The following is a 15,944-nucleotide window of genomic DNA, read 5'->3' on the forward strand; positions in this document are numbered from 1 at the left end:
AAGTTAATCAACTTCTAAAGGATAAATTACAAAATGTTTATTACGGGATTCCTTCTTTAATTTCTTTAAAACTTCTTTTTCATCGCTGCATATTTCAAACTCCATCGGCACATCATTTCTTTGGAGTTTATTATTGATCACATTAATCAATGGTATGTTAGCTTTTGTTAAGTACTGCATTAAAAAACCTAAAGTAAACTCATTTTGCAACTCAAACATATCATGATCGTAGCCACCCAAAACATTTTTATGTCCTTCAATATCCATATAAAGATATCGCTTTTGGTTTGGAAATTGTTTTTGAGCGGTTTGCAGTAATTTCACAAGTATTGATGCAGATGTTTCAAAATCTTCATGTTCATAAACTAAATGGTATAACGCTACCCCTTTATCTTTTAACATATTTATATTATCCGGATTCTCAGTAATTGGATCTAATAAATTAATTTCTCCATTTAACCTTCTCTCCATCAGATCAAACCAATGATCTCTCATTTCTCTTATTTGTTTCCGCTTTTCTGGATTCCCTCCAAAAAGATCATGACAAGAAGCACATAATGGAGCAGCATTCTCAAGGCTATCGTTCCCACCATAGGCTTGAGGAATTATATGATGAATTTCAACAAATGGTTTTTGACAAATAACACAGCGAAAGCAAGCTTTCTTTTTAGCTTCTAACTTTACCTTCTCCGAGAATGCCATAATTCGTCCTTCTTTCTACTAAATTATCACAAAATTCTAGTTTTCTCGGAATTCCCTTGACTAAGTGCGGTACCGTCCGCCTATTTCCACTTCCTTAAATTCCCTGGTACGTACCAAAGTGCAACTTATCAGTCCACAAAGTAATTGCCTTGTTTTGCGATGCTACTGTTCTCTCTGAATAACTAAAATTATTATTTTTCTTGAAAATCAACCATCTACTAATGAATATTTAAAATTTAACTCATTCATATTTCGCTTTGAAAGTTGTTGTAGCGTTGCAATTAGTACAGATTGGGCCATTAAGGTGACATCATAAGATTCTTTTGAAAATTTATCAAACTCATCGCTTCCTTCAAAGAAATAGTACTTACCAGGAAAATTCAACCCTCCATGTATAAATTTCGATCGATAATCATACATACTTTTAAATAATTTCTTGTATTCATTTTGTGCACCTAAAAAAACCTGTGACTTTTCTAATAATTGCTCCTTAATTCCATTATTACTCGAACAGTACAGTGCTTCCAAACCTATCATTGTAAAAAATAAATCCATTCCTTCATTTGATTCACTATGAGACCCAAAAAGATATGTTAGTGCTGTGAGTGCTCTTTCAACAGGTGTACCACCCACTCCATCAAGAAAACCAACCTTAGCTGTAATCCAATTCCAAACAGTATGTATTTCTAATTCTTCAAGAACTGGCCATTTTGTTTTTTGTGTGAAAAATAACACTTCTTGAAAATTGTTGATCATCATTTCTGTCTCCTTATATATTAAATTGTCAATGAAAATAAGCCCCTGATCAAGTTGGAGAGAACCTACGCGTGCGATGTTAATACTAATAATAAAATCGTATAATCGTTTAACGAAATGATCCACTGAAATCTTACTCCATAAATCAATGCTCGGGACATTCCATTCTTCGATTCCTTCAATTAATTCATCTATAATTTCCAATTCAGTATGTGCTAAGAGAAAAAATCTTTTCCTTACGGACTTTTTGCACAAATTTATTCTTATATCGCTTTCATCCAACAAGTTAAAACTTACTTTAACTTGATTTGTTGTTAGTTGATCTGCTTCTATTGGAAATAAAAAGGTTGTAGAAACTAACTCATTTATAACTTGCTTAATGATTTCATTAAGATCGTGTTTAAATGGTAACGATGAAAAAATAGGGAGTAAGACTTCAACTTTCTGATTTATTATTTGCATAAAGATTAATTTCACCTCTTTTAATTTCTAATGATCATGTTTTAAATTCTGCCAGACAAAGAGATACATGGAAAAACATGAATCTGGTATTATGTTGGAATTTATCTTCACTAAACTACTCACAACCGTTCTTGAGATCGTACTATTTGCTCTATTAATTCATCCTGTCCTATTAATAATTTATTCGAGGTTTCTTTATAATCATGGATTGATATAGCATATTCTCTGGGATCTGATGGACAGACGCTCCATCTCTCCCTTAAAGAATAACCATAAGAATTTCTATTTGCTGAGTACTAACTCTTCTGATTCTAAAACATCCTGTATATTGATCTGAGAAATCAATTGGTAAGTAGCGTTCTTCTTTACTACCGAGGTTAATTATGTTTTCAATCCAGTATGATAATAGACTTTTTAACGATGCAGCTATGTTACAAAAGCCATCCCTTTCAGATTGTATCGTATCCTCTATCTCAAAATAATAGGTATCAGCAATGACTAATAAGTCCATTTCTTTAAAACTTACGATTAAATCTTCATGAGCTGTACCATTCTCTTTAATAAATAACTCCATTGAGTTCCTCCAATATAAGACTTCTCGCTCTGTCATCTAACGCTTTCGTATTCACGATATCCCATCGACTTAATAATGTGAAGACAACGGGCATATGCCTGCAGAGCAAACACAGTGTAATCTGGGATTGCTGTCTTTCATGAGCAGCTTACACTAATGGTTTGATCTGAAATCTCTTAACGATTACTGGATCTATAAACTCGATATCATTTATGTTTCTAGCTTGCAGCTCTTCGATGATTCTCAAAAAAATCCGTCCAATTAAAATACAGTCACCTAGTGCATCATGCCTTCGTAGATCCTTATCCTGGATGTTATAATATTTGATCAAATAATCTGTCCAAATGATTTCCGTTACTTCTGGATATAAATATGAAAATAACGCTTTAGTATCTAAACAGGTATTTGTAATCATTGGTAGATCATTTCTCTTACACTCATTGAATAATAGTGGCAAATCAAATTCATAACCCGCATGTGTAGCTAAATCCTCTTCCCTATCTTCACTTCTGCTGGATCAAGGAGCGATAGTGACGTAGCATGACTACAGTGTTATACACAGTTACCTCGTCTTCGAATTATCTAATCGTTCTTATAGCATTATCAAATTTATGTATTCCAAAGTCTTTTATTGATGATTTCAACAATTCATTTCGAAGTTTATTTAAGTTCGGGGTAAATCGCACTTCAATATTCATTTCCATTAGTTTTTCTATACCATTATTAATGGTTGTCATTAAATATGGTTTTACTTCCTTATCTGAAATATAGTAACCTGCGGTCTCATCAAATAGTGAGAATGAGTCAATCGGTAATTCATATCTAAATAGAGTTGTATTCATTATTGTTTTGTACCAATTTGTTTCGACGGTTATTACAATATCAGCATTCGTTGTACCGAAGAACCTTATAAAATCCTGTTCGGTAATACTATTACTCTTCGTATAGATGACTCGCGGACAGTCTCTAGGGAAGAAAAATGTAAATTGATGCTCGTCATCAATTGCCCAAACAACGGGTGGCATATCTTTTCGATTTTCTTTTACTCTTGGCTTGAAGATACTAATATTATCTTCTTCACTAAAATGATACAGCTTCATCGACTTCCTCCAATACTCATGAATTTTAATTAATTTCGTCCACATGACTTGGAATAATATTACTATAAAATCACACAAAAGGGGAGGATACAGGAACTTTCATTCCCATATCCTCCCCACAAGCAAACCTTGCTATTATTCGGCGGCAGCAGCGTTCAAGCCCTCTATCAGGACGAACAAAGCTAGAGCCTGTCCATAGCCCATCGGGCTAAGCGGTATATCCTTATAGAACTGGGCATCATGGCCGACAGGAGTTCCGTAGGACACCTGCTGTACCACTCCTTTATCATCAATGTGCCGCAGTACAGCTTCAAGTGCCTTCAAGCCTGTCTGACGATAGGATTCATCCAAGTATCCATACCGAATTCCCTTGAGAATGCCGTAGCCAATCGCCGCCGTTGCCGAGGCTTCTTTGTAAGAGTGCGGGTCATCCAGCACAGTATGCCACATGCCATCCTCTTCCTGAAGCTTGCTCAGTGCTCTGATTTGAGCGGTCGCCGTATCCAGCAAATAGGCTTTCAGCCCTTCTTCTAGCGGTGCGATATTAAGAAAATCAATTACTCCCGCTGTGTACCACGCATTGCCTCTGCCCCAATGGACAGCGCCATAATTATGATTTTCGTTAAAATCCCAACCATGATAGAATAATCCGGTTTTCTTATTATACAAATATTTGATATGCACAAGGAACTGGCGCTTGGCTTCTTCCACAAACTCAGGTTTATTAAAATACACCCCAGCCTTTGCCAAAAATAGAACCGTCATAAAAAGGGTATCGATTAGAATTTGCCCGTCATTGGCATCTCCGGTTATCATATGCTGAAACGCGCCATCTCCCGTACGCAGCAGCCCCTCCATAATCCAGCTGCTCCATTCCTCACAGACAAGCTCATATTCCTTGTTCTTGGTAATCTCACATAACGAAATCAGCGTAAGGAGCGGAGCGCAGGTATTCACATTTTTCTCCGGCAATCCTTCCAACAGTCTGGCATTGTACCAGGACTCCAGAAATCCCAGCACCTCGGCATCCTTCGTTGCCTCATAAAGCTGAAGCAAGCCATATAGACCAACACCTTGCGGCCATTCCCATAAGTGAATATCAATTAGTCCAATTGGAAACTGCTCATCCATTGTTGTGTTTTCCATAGACTCCATCGCATGGGATACCTTGCTTATTTTCTCCAGCAGCATCGTTCTGTTCAGCATGTTCGTTTTCGCTCCTTTGCTTTGTTGCCTCAGGCTCAGTGCTCCATGTCCAGCAGCTGCAATTGCCCCCTCACGCCATAACCACCGTGTACGATTTTCTCTCCTTCTATAAGGAAAGGTTTATTCATTCCCCATTGAATTTGACCATATTTCGGGTCTGCTAGGGTAAGAGATAAGGTTTGACTATCGAATTGCGGGCTTGCAGCTAACATTTGGTTTTTAAAGTGGCTGAAGCTTCCGAACTGCTGCTCGCTGCCTGCCCTTATAATCCATGCATTGCGCAAGCCGTGCGAGATGAGCTCACGCTCTTTCGTCACCCCAGCTGTCTCCATATCTGCCCCATTGGCAGCATAGATGGCCGCATATCCTTTATCCAGACGGGCAAAATACCAGTTTTCCTCCCTTGCCCATTCTGTAAAGGAATAGGAAGGGAAATAAGCATGTGTCCAATCTGAGCTTTGATTAGTCGGAATATCAAAAATCATTAACGCTATGCTCTCATGCTGAACGACATCGGGCAATATGCCATTGCCTGCCCAAAAACAAGGCCTGCCATCTCCATGCTTATATATTTCTGCCGGATGATTCACCCAAATTTGCGCCTCAGGAGACAGCGATAAATGATTGACATGCTCCTGATAGCCTTGCTTGCCTGGGCGGAACCGAATAATGGAAGACAAGGTGTATTCCGCAGTCCGATTATGATAGAGCTGGGCGTAACCGCCCTTGCCCTGCTGATTGATGAACAATAAGTGCTGTTTTTCCCCGAGGAGCAAATGCTCCTGATACGCTGCTGGAGGCGCATAATTTGATAAACACAACGCGACGTTGCTTATCGAATAATTGTTTACATTGCCGACTCCGTATCCAATCCAGCACATTGATGTCGTTCCCGCTGCATAATGGCCCAGCAATTCCTTCTCATAGCTGCGGCCGAATGTCGTAGTCATGACTCCTTGATGCATTTGGACGGTAATATAATAGAATAATAGGTCCATTGCCTTTTTGGCTTGCTCCCTGAGCTCGTCACTATGGGCAAATTCATAAATATGCAGCAGCCCTACCGCATCAATAGGGATATAGGCGCTGGAATTCCATTCTGCCAGTCCTTCATCAAAAAAGCGCTCGAACCATAACGCAAGCCTCTGTTCTGCTTTTTGCAGGTGTACTTCACCGGATTCCCCGCTGTTGCCGAACGTTTCTTCCCCGAACAGCTGGCCAGCCAGCAGCTCATTGGTATGAAACAACAGGGCATGGTTTTCACTGAAAAACCACATCACATCATCGCCAGGCTCATCAATCCAATAGCGATAGCCCAAAATACTTGCTTTCACTCGATCCCAGAACGCTTCCGTAAACAATCCGCTATTTCGCTCATCTCTCCAGAGGCGGAATAGCCCGACCAGGTAGAAGTCACTGCAATCCTTACGTTGTTCTACCCCTTCTACCCCATCAAGCAAGATCTTCTCCGCCGCCTGGGTATCTCCTCCTGTTTTCAGCATGGCGATGGCCTTGTGTATATTAGGACTCCCCTTCTCGGCAATACAAAGAAGGGCGAGGGATTTGCGTGCTTCTATATCCGCGGCTTTCTGAGCAGCCTCATCATAGGTCGTATCATAGGATTGACAACCAAACTTCTTCGTCAGTACAACGTTTGAAACGGAGATGGTTAATGTGAAATAAACGTAATGATGGCCGATTTCATTGGTATGTGCCAAGGTCAAATCAGCTTCACCCTCAGCTATGCGTATCGTTTTATTTTCTGTCCCATCAAAAAAATTGCCATACTGAATATTAGCCTCAGTAACGATGTCAGGAAAGGGGAGCGGAAGCCGCAGCTTAATCTCCTCCCCTTTAAAAAAATCTGAAGGAAAATAAGCCTGTTCAAGGGCTTGCTCTGCCGATTGCACGAGCTGCACCAGATCGGGAGCGATAGGCAAGGAAATATTCAATGCCTCGCCGCCTAAATATTCCACTGCGAAAGCATACATCGTATCCCGTTCGGCAAGATCCTCCCAGCAGGCATAAATTTCATTGATTCCGGCCGTAAGCTGGACTTCAATGATGGTTTCCTGCTCCTTGTTCCGGGTAAGCGGGGCAAAGTCTGTCACGAGCTGGCCATTAATCCACAGCGCCAAGCTGCCATAGGTTCTCACCCGTAATGAGGCAGTATGGCTAGTAGGCGATACTAGCCGTGTCGCCGCATAGCTGCGAAGATGAGTGGGAACGAACCAAAAGCCCGATCTCTCTACTCTCGGATTATTCCAAGGGGAATAAATCTCCCAAGGCATTCCATCCTCTATTCCCTTCGGTGTGTCTCCAGGCGATGGAAACTCACTCCATTGATCGAAGAAGCGAGCCGGGGGCTGCATTCTCCGATTTTCTACAAATTCCTTGCGGCAAGGATTCTCATGAATGGCAAAACCCTCAATAAGCCAATCATTAATATCTCCCTCCATCGTCGTCGGGACAAATTTTACAGGCTGCGTATAAATCCCGCTAATCATCCAATGATTAATCATTTGATTTTTGCCCAATTTCATTGGCTTATAAGATAAGGTGTCAGACACTCAAATCATCCTTTCATCCCTGAAGTAATCATACCGTTAACAAAATAGCGCTGGAAAACGAGAAAAACGATAAGCACTGGAATCATCGTGATTACGGACATGGCAAGCAAGCTTCCCCAGTCCACACTGTATTCTCCAATAAAATTAGAAAGTGCAAGCTGAATCGTATATTTAGCTGGATCACTAATTGCTATTAATGGCCATAGGAAATCATCCCATCTCCACATAAAGGAGAAAATCGCCAGTACAGCAAGAATAGGCTTGGCAATAGGAAGAATAATACTCCAATAAATTCTCCATTCCCCCGCTCCATCCATACGTGCTGCTTCGAGCAGCTCATCCGGTACAGTCAGCAAATACTGTCGCATCAGGAACACCCCGGTTGGCGTTGCTGCGGGAGGGATAATAATCGCAAGCATGCTATTATACATGCCAAGTGCGCTCAGCACCTTAAAGATCGGAATCATAATGACCTCAATCGGAATCATCAGGGTGGATATAAAACCGATCAATATGATAGAGCTGCCGCGGAAGCGGTACTTTGCGAGTGCAAAGCCTGCCATGGAATTGATTAAGAGCAGCAATATCGTTGAGGACAGCGTCACGATCGTACTATTTTTGAAATACAAGCCAAAATTGCCTTTGCTGAACGCCGCCTTGAAATGCTCGAAGGTTAAAGGATCCGGCCATAGCTTAGGAGGATAACTGTACAGATCCGTATTCGTTTTTAGAGCAGAAATGACGACCCATAATACCGGCAATAGCCAAAACAATGCTGCTACACTCAATATACTGTAGATGGTAATTTTAGTTAGAGGCCTAAGCTCCATTAAACAGCACCTCCCTTGGACATACGGAATTGCAGGGCAGAGAACCCGCCGATAATGACAAATAACATCACGGACATCGCACTAGCCAGACCAAGCTCCTGCTTCGTAAAACCAATCTCATAAATATATTGAACAATATAGGTCGTTTCTTTACCCGGTCCGCCGCCCGTAAGCGCAAACATAAGCGGAAACGCTTTGAACGCATCAATAAGAGCGAGCATGAATACGAGCAAGCTTGTAGGCTTCAGAAGCGGGAGAGTAATATGGCGGAACACCTTGATTCCCGTTGCTCCATCCAATCGTGCGGCCTCATAGTAATCCGTAGGGATCGCTTGCAAGCCAGCTATAAAAATGACCATGAAAAATCCGGCCCGTGACCATACGGTCGCGATAATAACAGCCGCATTGGCCCAAAATGGCGAGGTTAGGAAGCCGACAGGCTCCACTCCGATCACAGAAAGCATATGATTCAGAATGCCGAATGAATCTCCAAAAATCCACTTCCAGGTCAAACCAACAATGATAAAAGAAATCATCGTCGGCCAGTAAAATATGGCCCTAAAAAAGCCGCGCATTCTAATCTCGCGTGCAAGCAGCATAGCAATGCCTAATGCCACTGCATAAATTAGCGGAACGACAATCGCTGCATAAATTCCTGTTCGTCCAATCGTCGACCAAAATTCCTTATCCCCAATAATCTTGATATAGTTGCCGAGCCCATTGAACTTCATTGGATTCAAGCCATCATAAACATGGAAAGAATAATACAAGCCCAATAAAGAGGGAATTACGATAAAAACACCGAAGATCAGGAGGTTAGGAAGAATGAACAGATAAGGAGCAATGGCGAGTTTCCTCGTCTGTCCTGTCTGTTTTTTACGGTTTAAACTTTGACCTCCGCTCATCTGCTTACCCCTTTCAAATAGATTCAATAAAGAGGCGGCTTGACGGCTATAGGTCCGCCGCCTCTTTATTGTTAATTATTGCCTTCTTAGACTGTCCTATTGGTTTGCAATAGCCTCGTTAATCAGCTTGGCTGTCTTGTCCATTGCTTCCTTAGAGGTCGCCTTATCCGATAGAACTTCAATAATATTATTTTTCAAATCAGTCGAAATTTTAGAAATGATGGTCTGTCTGGACCAGTCATTTGCTGCAAGCGGCGAAGTATTTTTCAGCTCATCCGAGAAAACCTGATACATTTCCTTGCCAAATGAATAATCCAGCACGGCGCTGTCCTGACGCGGACTCATGAACAGTGACTCTTGATTATATTTAGAGTTCACTTCTTTGGACGTTAAATATTTAATAAATTCCGCAGCCTCTTTCTCATTGCCGCTATCTTTGAAAGCCATAAGGAATTTTCCACCTGGTACCGAGGAACGTTGTGTTCCTTTCGGCATATAGGTAACTCCCCATTCAAAATCAGTGATGTCCTTGTAGTTGCTGATCATCCAGTTACCTGCCCAGTGAGCAGCTACCGTGCCTGAACGGAATAGATTATTAGGATTCTCGCCGCCAAGCCATACGGATTCAGGCATAATTCCATCTTTATGAAGCTGCTTGAACATATCCATAGTGCGAATACCAGCTTCGCTGTTAATCGCTGCTGCTTTGCCGTCTTCCGTTAAGATGCTTCCACCGTTCTGATACAGAAGGGTAGACCATCTGTGCGGCGTGACATCCCAAACCATACCGTATCTTGCTCCGCCTTTCGCCATAACCTCTTTCAGGGCAGCCGTATACTCATCCCACGTCCACACATCATCTGGTGAAGTCGGCACTTTGACGCCCGCTTTATCAAACAAGGTTTTGTTATAAATCAGTCCATTCGCTGTTACATCCATAGGGGCTGCGACCAGCTTGTCATTAATCACGTAATACGGCTTCAGCGAATCGATAAATTGACCCTCGAATTGCTCTGCACTGTCAACGTAAGGAGTAAGATCCACTGCCTGATTAGCGAATGATCCTGTATCCGTGATACGGCTCAGAGCAGGCGGCTTACCGCCAGAAATCATCGTTTTCAATTTGGTTTGGAGATCCTTAAAGCCGACTTCAATCAGATTGATTTTGACATTGGCATTAGACTGCTCGTAATCTTTAATGATTCCCTTGATGACTTCACCTTCATTCCCATCTGAGAACCATAAGAAATCTAGAGTAGCCTTCTCAGCACCGCCGCTGCTATCCGTTTTGCCAGTATTGCCAGTGTTAGTACCGGCATTGCCGCAAGCAGTTAGCATAATGAGCGTCATGATTAAAACTAGGCTAAGACTGAGCTTGAGGTTCGTTCTACGTTTCATACAAACATCTCCTTTAAATGGTGTAATGGTTTCGCTTAGCTAAGCACTTTATTTTTACGGAATTGCTGTGGCGATGCACCTACATATTGTTTAAAAGCTCTACTAAAATATTCTGGTGTGTTGAAGCCCAGTGTTTCTGATATGGACAAAATCGGCTCATTCGTAGACAACAGCAGCTTTTTGGCTTCAGCCACCCGTTTCCTAATGACGTAATTGCTTATGGTGTAGCCCGTTGTCTCTTTAAAGGAATGACAAATGTAATACTTATTCAAATGGAGCATCTTGGATAGGTCATCCAAAGAAACATTCTCCGTGTAATTTTGGTTCAAATAGTTAAGAACACGGCTTACACTTGTTTGCTTCTGGGAAGGAGATGAAAGCTCATTTTCCGACTGCTCCATTTTCATTTTTCGGTAGATGCGTAGCAGCAATTGAGTCAGACTCATCTTGACCATCATTTTATACCCTGTATTATTGGCTTCCATCTCCTCCTTAATTCCTTTAAATATGCCTTTTATTTGTTCACGCTCCTCCAAGGACCAATGCACCAACAATCCATTAGGCTGTCGAAAAATAGAAATCAGATTGTCGAGTTGGCTGATACTTAGCATGTCCAAAAGCAATACTTCTGTAAAATTGACGAAGCTTCGTTTGTATACGACTTCTCTTGAAGGATTAATCCGGTGCGGCACCGCCCCCCTAAATACAAACATGTCACCGGGCGAAGGCTTGTAAATGCGATCACCGATTAAGAATGTGGCATCCCCCTGTATAAAATAATGAATTTCATAACCGTCATGAGTATGAATAGGCCATTCATCCTGAAAATTATCCGCTTCTGAGCGCACATAAACTTCATTTTCCTCCAGAGCAACATTCGTTGGGGTGTGGATGGATAGCACCAATGATGATCTCCCTTCTATGAATAGAATCAGCAATATTGATCAACATTTAAAAATGATAGCGCTTTATAATGAATTGTAACATAGGTATTCAAATAAAATCAGTACTATATTGCTGTGTTGTTGATCAAAATTGTTGAAAATGATAATAACTGATCTCACAAGATCATAAATCTTCGTGGGCCTTCCAGACACTGGTTAAATAGTGAAGCCCGGCAGACCTGCTTCCCAGACTTGAACGCTACGTTAGTCGCAATTCCTACATGTAGGCTTAGCTTCATAAATAAAAAGAAGACGGCATGTACAGCCTGGAGGCTGATCATGCCGTCTATAAAGAAAGGGTTCAATGATACGCTGCTTGTTCCGTCTACGTTTAAATATGAGGGTCAAGTATTCCGTCATTATTAATGATCGTTTTTAAACGGTTTCAATTCATCTAGTGCTTCTTCTCGAAGAGTTTCTATATTTCCATAGATTCCTTGTGTCGCCAAGTAATATCCTTCAACCAATCGATCCAATGTGTTCAATAACTTATCATCAATTATTAAAGCACTTCCTTGATCAAAGATACTATTCATATATCTAAAAAAATCATCGTTTGTTATCCGCCGATCTTCAAGTTCAGTTACTAATTCACCTATTATTTTATATAGCGGTTCAATAATTGTATTCTCACTACAGGCTTTTTTTAACATGAAGATGGTTTCTTTAAGCGATTTATTATTGGATAATGAGACGTCAATTAATTCATACGGAAAATCTTCCATATCCTCAATCACAGTATCTACCCATTTTATGATGTCTTGTTTACTAAGGTATCCGATAACTAATCCAATATAATGGTATCCACATACTTGCCTTATAGTCTTCATGCTTTTCTCCATGTTCTTACCTACTCCTTAGGTTTACCAACAAACACATCTTACTTTTATGTTAGCCTGTAATACTTATTGTAAAAATCAATGACCTGTTCTCTCGTCATGTAATCATAATTTGTTTTATAGGGCTTTATGTATTCTAGTATCTCTTTAGCTTTTGGTGTATTTAATTTTTGCAAAAAATGAATAGTCTCATTCAGTCCTGCACCCATTAGCAAGTCTCCATCAATATAGCAGCCTGCATCAAAATCTTTCCTCTTAGCATTCCAGATAAGGAGAGTGTCATCGGGATATCCGAAGGTAAATAGCAAGATACAGAGCGTTTTTAAATACTCATGTTCTTCTGTATTGGAAGAATTCGTTTCTTCGATTAGCAACGACCTAATTTCTTGTAAATACTTTAGCTCCGGTTCTAATCCAAATCGTTCTAATAAAATATCTTCCCTATCCATCATTATCACCTCGAATTTAGCCTATATCATTTTTTCTAAATCTTTAATTTCAAGAATCACGGAATGATAGTAATTTCCAACGAAATGCATGTTATCTCTCTTTGCCCCATTAAACACAGCCGAACATAACATATTTCCTATCCACTCCGAATCTGTCAAATCCGCTTCCGTAAAATTGCAGGTCTTCAGATTCGAATTTATAAATTTGCTGTCTTTTAAATTTGTTTTTGAAAAATCAAGGGCAAAAAAACATTTTACAAATGTGCATCCACTCAAATTGTAGTTTTGAAGACTGCCTTCTTCTACCTCTATCCCTGAAAAAGTCTTTTCACCGGCTTCAAGTAATTCTTTAAATTGATCGATCGTCAGTTCCATTTAAACAGTCAACACCTTCCTGACTTACTTCAGTGGGTTTCCAAGTCCTATTTTATAAATATAAAAATTAATAAGAAGCTTCATGTTCGGTCTAAAATAGTTAGGTAATATTGAAGATGACTTCTTCTATGCCCTATATTTTCATCCGTTATTCCTTTCCAGTCAAGTTGCATAACCAGTAGTTATACCACGGAATTTTTCATATAATCCCTCTCTAGCTAGTACTGATTAAATCCCTATTAAAGTAATAAATTTAACATCTTCAAGCTGAGATGCGATCCATTCATGAAAATCTTTAAGTAATGAAACTATCTCTTGCCTAATCGTTCTATACTCTGCTAATTTACAATCTCTTAGCTTTCTTTCTTTATAAAAGATTGAAATGTATTCATCTAACTTATCATCTTGATCGGTAATTAAATATTCATTTAGCTTTTCAACTTCATTCATAATCAATATCCAGCAGCTTTTGTCTAAAACAAAAAAGTTAAACGGTTCATATTGTTCGAAGCCCCTCTTTACTGCTGGAGCTATAAAACTGAAAGCATCATCCGTTAAGTATATTGACTCTATTTTCATATAACCACCACCAGTGTATTGCCCTGGAAATAGTTCAATGTAATTTAAAGCTTCTAATTCATGTAATTTAAATAGCTTCATTGTGCTCTTCCTTTAACGTGATTATTGTACGAACGTAATCGTTTATGATTTTACAAAATGTCGCCATCTTCTTCAAATTACTTACAACATCAAGGCTTGTTTGCCTTCCATTCAGCTAAGCTATATGAATGATGGAGTCTACTTCCATATGCATGGGTAGTCCCTCCTTATTTTCGAGTACCGAAAGAAATCTTCATATTTGGTGCGTATGTTAACCAGGATTGATCACTAAACGCTTTGGAAAATGTCAATTCAGCATTATATTGCACTTTTGCTTCTCTATCGCTTAATCCTCTAGACAATAGATTTTCTATTATCTCCTTTACATCACCAGGCTCTTGACCCAGCCCCTCTTCCTTTAAGGAGTCAAAGAGCTTAGTCTTTCTGTCACTGTTCATGTTCTGATCCAAAAAGTTAACCTTATCACTGACTCTGCATTCCACATTTTTCAGACCTAACTGACTCATTAGAATCGGTAAAAGCATCCCAATGTTGCCGTCCTTTCCCTCACGTTTAGTGTCCTCCTCATATAATTTTTGTAGCAAACCTAATTGAATGACTTTACTTTGTTCAATTCCATCAAGGCGATAGTTTGCCATATTTCCAATCCAATGAGGTTCAAAGCATATGATTTTCCCTCCATCAGATACGCTGTCGATCATCTTCTGAAGTATTTTTTTAGCATCATTCATATGTAACAAGAAAGCATGGCTCATAGCTATATCATATTTCCGTTTCATTTCAATTTCTTCAATATCACACGTCATAAATTCAGTTTCATAGGTTAGATTCGAAAAAATTTTTTTAGCTTTATTTATCAAATCTTGCCCTTTGTCAATGCCCGTATAGGTTGAGCCTTCAGGCAACAAAGGTAGAAGCTTAAGCCCCAAATATCCAAACCCACAACCATAGTCAATAATATTCACAGGGCTAGTTACTTTCCATACGCTCTGCACTAAAATTGCAAATAGTCATCGTTGTAATACAGCCATCGAGTATTTCTTAAATATTCAATTTGATTGTCCCAAAAATATTCTGACATGAGCATGAGCTCCCCTCTATTATATCGTCTGACTCTTCTGCTCACTCCAAATCAGGTCCACTTGCATATAAATCTATATCTATTGAAGCCTTTAGCTTTGCTACTTTTTCAAGGATGAATGGATTTAGATGGATTCCCCACATTTGCTCTTTGTAGCCGTAATAAACGACCTGAACTACTTTATGAATTTCCTCTGATTCAACGATGTGGCTTAGATCCGATGTTTCTAAACTGCTTACTAGATTTGCTATTTTATCTTCAACCTCACCCGTTTTCTTATCTTCGTATTCAATTGTAAACCCACTATCCTCATAGCATCTATTTTGAATTCTTTTTGAAATTTGAGTTCCTTTTTGCCATGTTTTCAAGGGTATTAAATTAATTCCCTCAAGTAGCTTCTTTAAACTAGTTATGTTAGAGGAAACAGTTAAATATACACGGCTTCCCGCACTCATACCTACAAATCTAATTTTTACTTGAGGTAAAATATCTAAATAAACCACGAAATAGTATTTCTCCTCAACAATAGAAAAATAAACTTCAGCAACTTGCTTTTCATCCTTTATTATTACATCTACTATTTCAGGTTTATTATTCATATAGACTAGCTTATTTACGGATAAAAATTGTTTCGTTAGCTCGAAGGATTGCTCTTCTATTTCCTTAAGTGCAGAATTCTTTATTGCCTCGATTAAAATAAAATTTGCTTTCGCTTCTCTTAATGAAGCTACATTTGCTCCACCTGTAAAATTAGGATCATAAAACTGGATACCATCATCCTCCCAAAAACATATTTCACAGATATCATAAGTACCTGGTGGTGCTTCATCTAATGTTTTATATCCACAGCAAGGACAAGCATACTTCATACTGACCTCCCTATTTTATATTTTGAAAATTCAGTATACCAAATTTAAAAGTTTAAGGCTCTTTCGCATTGTAAAGTTCCTCAGAAGTTTTCGTTATGATTTCCCTAGCAAAAGCAATCGAGTAGGCCCCTTATGTTCAGCGATATGATTACGCAGCTTTTCGAGTTTAAATTTAAGCTGGCTCTGCCTTTAGGGGGTATGCCAAAAGCCGCCCATTAAAGGACGGCTTTCTATATTATATAGCCTTTGACAACGTCTTAGCT

Annotated in this window: 15 protein-coding genes and 2 pseudogenes; all 17 read right to left on the reverse strand. The window is 39.5% G+C overall.

The window, feature by feature from the left end; all coding sequences use genetic code 11:
- Positions 1 to 3: 3 nt before the first annotated feature.
- Positions 4 to 702: an HNH endonuclease signature motif containing protein gene (locus MHB80_RS23050; RefSeq protein ID WP_341279176.1), complete on the reverse strand. Its 699-nt coding sequence runs from the start codon at positions 700 to 702 to the stop codon at positions 4 to 6.
- 207 nt (positions 703 to 909) lie between these two features.
- On the reverse strand, positions 910 to 1,920 hold the full coding sequence (locus MHB80_RS23055; RefSeq protein ID WP_341279177.1) for a hypothetical protein: 1,011 nt from the start codon (positions 1,918 to 1,920) through the stop codon (positions 910 to 912).
- Positions 1,921 to 2,179: 259 nt separating this feature from the next.
- A complete protein-coding gene (locus MHB80_RS23060; RefSeq protein ID WP_341279178.1) occupies positions 2,180 to 2,494 on the reverse strand; it encodes a hypothetical protein in 315 nt (104 codons plus the stop codon).
- A 578-nt stretch (positions 2,495 to 3,072) separates the two neighbouring features.
- Positions 3,073 to 3,594, reverse strand: a complete 522-nt coding sequence (locus MHB80_RS23065) for a DUF6886 family protein (protein WP_341279179.1) — start codon at positions 3,592 to 3,594, stop codon at positions 3,073 to 3,075.
- Positions 3,595 to 3,729: 135 nt separating this feature from the next.
- Positions 3,730 to 4,800, reverse strand: coding sequence for a glycoside hydrolase family 88 protein (locus tag MHB80_RS23070; protein WP_341279180.1), 1,071 nt, complete (start codon positions 4,798 to 4,800; stop codon positions 3,730 to 3,732).
- Positions 4,801 to 4,835: 35 nt separating this feature from the next.
- On the reverse strand, positions 4,836 to 7,370 hold the full coding sequence (locus tag MHB80_RS23075; RefSeq protein WP_341279181.1) for a hypothetical protein: 2,535 nt from the start codon (positions 7,368 to 7,370) through the stop codon (positions 4,836 to 4,838).
- A gap of 5 nt (positions 7,371 to 7,375) precedes the next feature.
- Positions 7,376 to 8,200, reverse strand: coding sequence for a carbohydrate ABC transporter permease (locus tag MHB80_RS23080; RefSeq protein WP_341279182.1), 825 nt, complete (start codon positions 8,198 to 8,200; stop codon positions 7,376 to 7,378).
- The gene (locus MHB80_RS23085; protein WP_341279183.1) at positions 8,200 to 9,105 is read right to left on the reverse strand and encodes a sugar ABC transporter permease; all 906 of its coding nucleotides are present in this window, start codon (positions 9,103 to 9,105) and stop codon (positions 8,200 to 8,202) included. The genes MHB80_RS23080 and MHB80_RS23085 overlap by 1 nt, the downstream gene beginning before the upstream one ends.
- A 96-nt stretch (positions 9,106 to 9,201) precedes the next feature.
- Positions 9,202 to 10,503: a sugar ABC transporter substrate-binding protein gene (locus MHB80_RS23090; protein ID WP_341279184.1), complete on the reverse strand. Its 1,302-nt coding sequence runs from the start codon at positions 10,501 to 10,503 to the stop codon at positions 9,202 to 9,204.
- A gap of 35 nt (positions 10,504 to 10,538) precedes the next feature.
- Positions 10,539 to 11,405, reverse strand: coding sequence for an AraC family transcriptional regulator (locus tag MHB80_RS23095; RefSeq protein WP_341283056.1), 867 nt, complete (start codon positions 11,403 to 11,405; stop codon positions 10,539 to 10,541).
- A 404-nt stretch (positions 11,406 to 11,809) separates the two neighbouring features.
- On the reverse strand, positions 11,810 to 12,289 hold the full coding sequence (locus tag MHB80_RS23100) for a hypothetical protein (RefSeq protein ID WP_341279185.1): 480 nt from the start codon (positions 12,287 to 12,289) through the stop codon (positions 11,810 to 11,812).
- Positions 12,290 to 12,333: 44 nt separating this feature from the next.
- Complete coding sequence (locus tag MHB80_RS23105; RefSeq protein ID WP_341279186.1) at positions 12,334 to 12,738, reverse strand: hypothetical protein; 405 nt, start codon at positions 12,736 to 12,738, stop codon at positions 12,334 to 12,336.
- 18 nt (positions 12,739 to 12,756) lie between these two features.
- On the reverse strand, positions 12,757 to 13,110 hold the full coding sequence (locus MHB80_RS23110; protein WP_341279187.1) for a pentapeptide repeat-containing protein: 354 nt from the start codon (positions 13,108 to 13,110) through the stop codon (positions 12,757 to 12,759).
- Between the two features lie 228 nt (positions 13,111 to 13,338).
- Positions 13,339 to 13,770: a hypothetical protein gene (locus MHB80_RS23115; protein WP_341279188.1), complete on the reverse strand. Its 432-nt coding sequence runs from the start codon at positions 13,768 to 13,770 to the stop codon at positions 13,339 to 13,341.
- Between the two features lie 167 nt (positions 13,771 to 13,937).
- Positions 13,938 to 14,812, reverse strand: a pseudogene (locus tag MHB80_RS23120) (class I SAM-dependent methyltransferase).
- A 41-nt stretch (positions 14,813 to 14,853) separates the two neighbouring features.
- A complete protein-coding gene (locus tag MHB80_RS23125; protein ID WP_341283057.1) occupies positions 14,854 to 15,411 on the reverse strand; it encodes a DUF4279 domain-containing protein in 558 nt (185 codons plus the stop codon).
- 63 nt (positions 15,412 to 15,474) lie between these two features.
- Positions 15,475 to 15,681, reverse strand: a pseudogene (locus tag MHB80_RS23130) (CPCC family cysteine-rich protein); the annotation flags it as partial.
- Positions 15,682 to 15,944: the final 263 nt, after the last annotated feature.

It is taken from the genome of Paenibacillus sp. FSL H8-0537, from assembly GCF_038051995.1.
GTDB lineage: Bacteria > Bacillota > Bacilli > Paenibacillales > Paenibacillaceae > Pristimantibacillus.

What these genes read in the sequence shown, in the direction of transcription:
- MHB80_RS23050 (WP_341279176.1), bottom strand. Translation starts at nt 702, where the DNA reads ATGGCATTCTCGGAGAAGGTAAAGTTAGAAGCTAAAAAGAAAGCTTGC.
- MHB80_RS23055 (WP_341279177.1), bottom strand. Translation starts at nt 1,920, where the DNA reads ATGCAAATAATAAATCAGAAAGTTGAAGTCTTACTCCCTATTTTTTCA.
- MHB80_RS23060 (WP_341279178.1), bottom strand. Translation starts at nt 2,494, where the DNA reads ATGGAGTTATTTATTAAAGAGAATGGTACAGCTCATGAAGATTTAATC.
- MHB80_RS23065 (WP_341279179.1), bottom strand. Translation starts at nt 3,594, where the DNA reads ATGAAGCTGTATCATTTTAGTGAAGAAGATAATATTAGTATCTTCAAG.
- MHB80_RS23070 (WP_341279180.1), bottom strand. Translation starts at nt 4,800, where the DNA reads ATGCTGAACAGAACGATGCTGCTGGAGAAAATAAGCAAGGTATCCCAT.
- MHB80_RS23080 (WP_341279182.1), bottom strand. Translation starts at nt 8,200, where the DNA reads ATGGAGCTTAGGCCTCTAACTAAAATTACCATCTACAGTATATTGAGT.
- MHB80_RS23085 (WP_341279183.1), bottom strand. Translation starts at nt 9,105, where the DNA reads ATGAGCGGAGGTCAAAGTTTAAACCGTAAAAAACAGACAGGACAGACG.
- MHB80_RS23090 (WP_341279184.1), bottom strand. Translation starts at nt 10,503, where the DNA reads ATGAAACGTAGAACGAACCTCAAGCTCAGTCTTAGCCTAGTTTTAATC.
- MHB80_RS23100 (WP_341279185.1), bottom strand. Translation starts at nt 12,289, where the DNA reads ATGGAGAAAAGCATGAAGACTATAAGGCAAGTATGTGGATACCATTAT.
- MHB80_RS23105 (WP_341279186.1), bottom strand. Translation starts at nt 12,738, where the DNA reads ATGATGGATAGGGAAGATATTTTATTAGAACGATTTGGATTAGAACCG.
- MHB80_RS23110 (WP_341279187.1), bottom strand. Translation starts at nt 13,110, where the DNA reads ATGGAACTGACGATCGATCAATTTAAAGAATTACTTGAAGCCGGTGAA.
- MHB80_RS23115 (WP_341279188.1), bottom strand. Translation starts at nt 13,770, where the DNA reads ATGAAGCTATTTAAATTACATGAATTAGAAGCTTTAAATTACATTGAA.
- MHB80_RS23125 (WP_341283057.1), bottom strand. Translation starts at nt 15,411, where the DNA reads ATGAATAATAAACCTGAAATAGTAGATGTAATAATAAAGGATGAAAAG.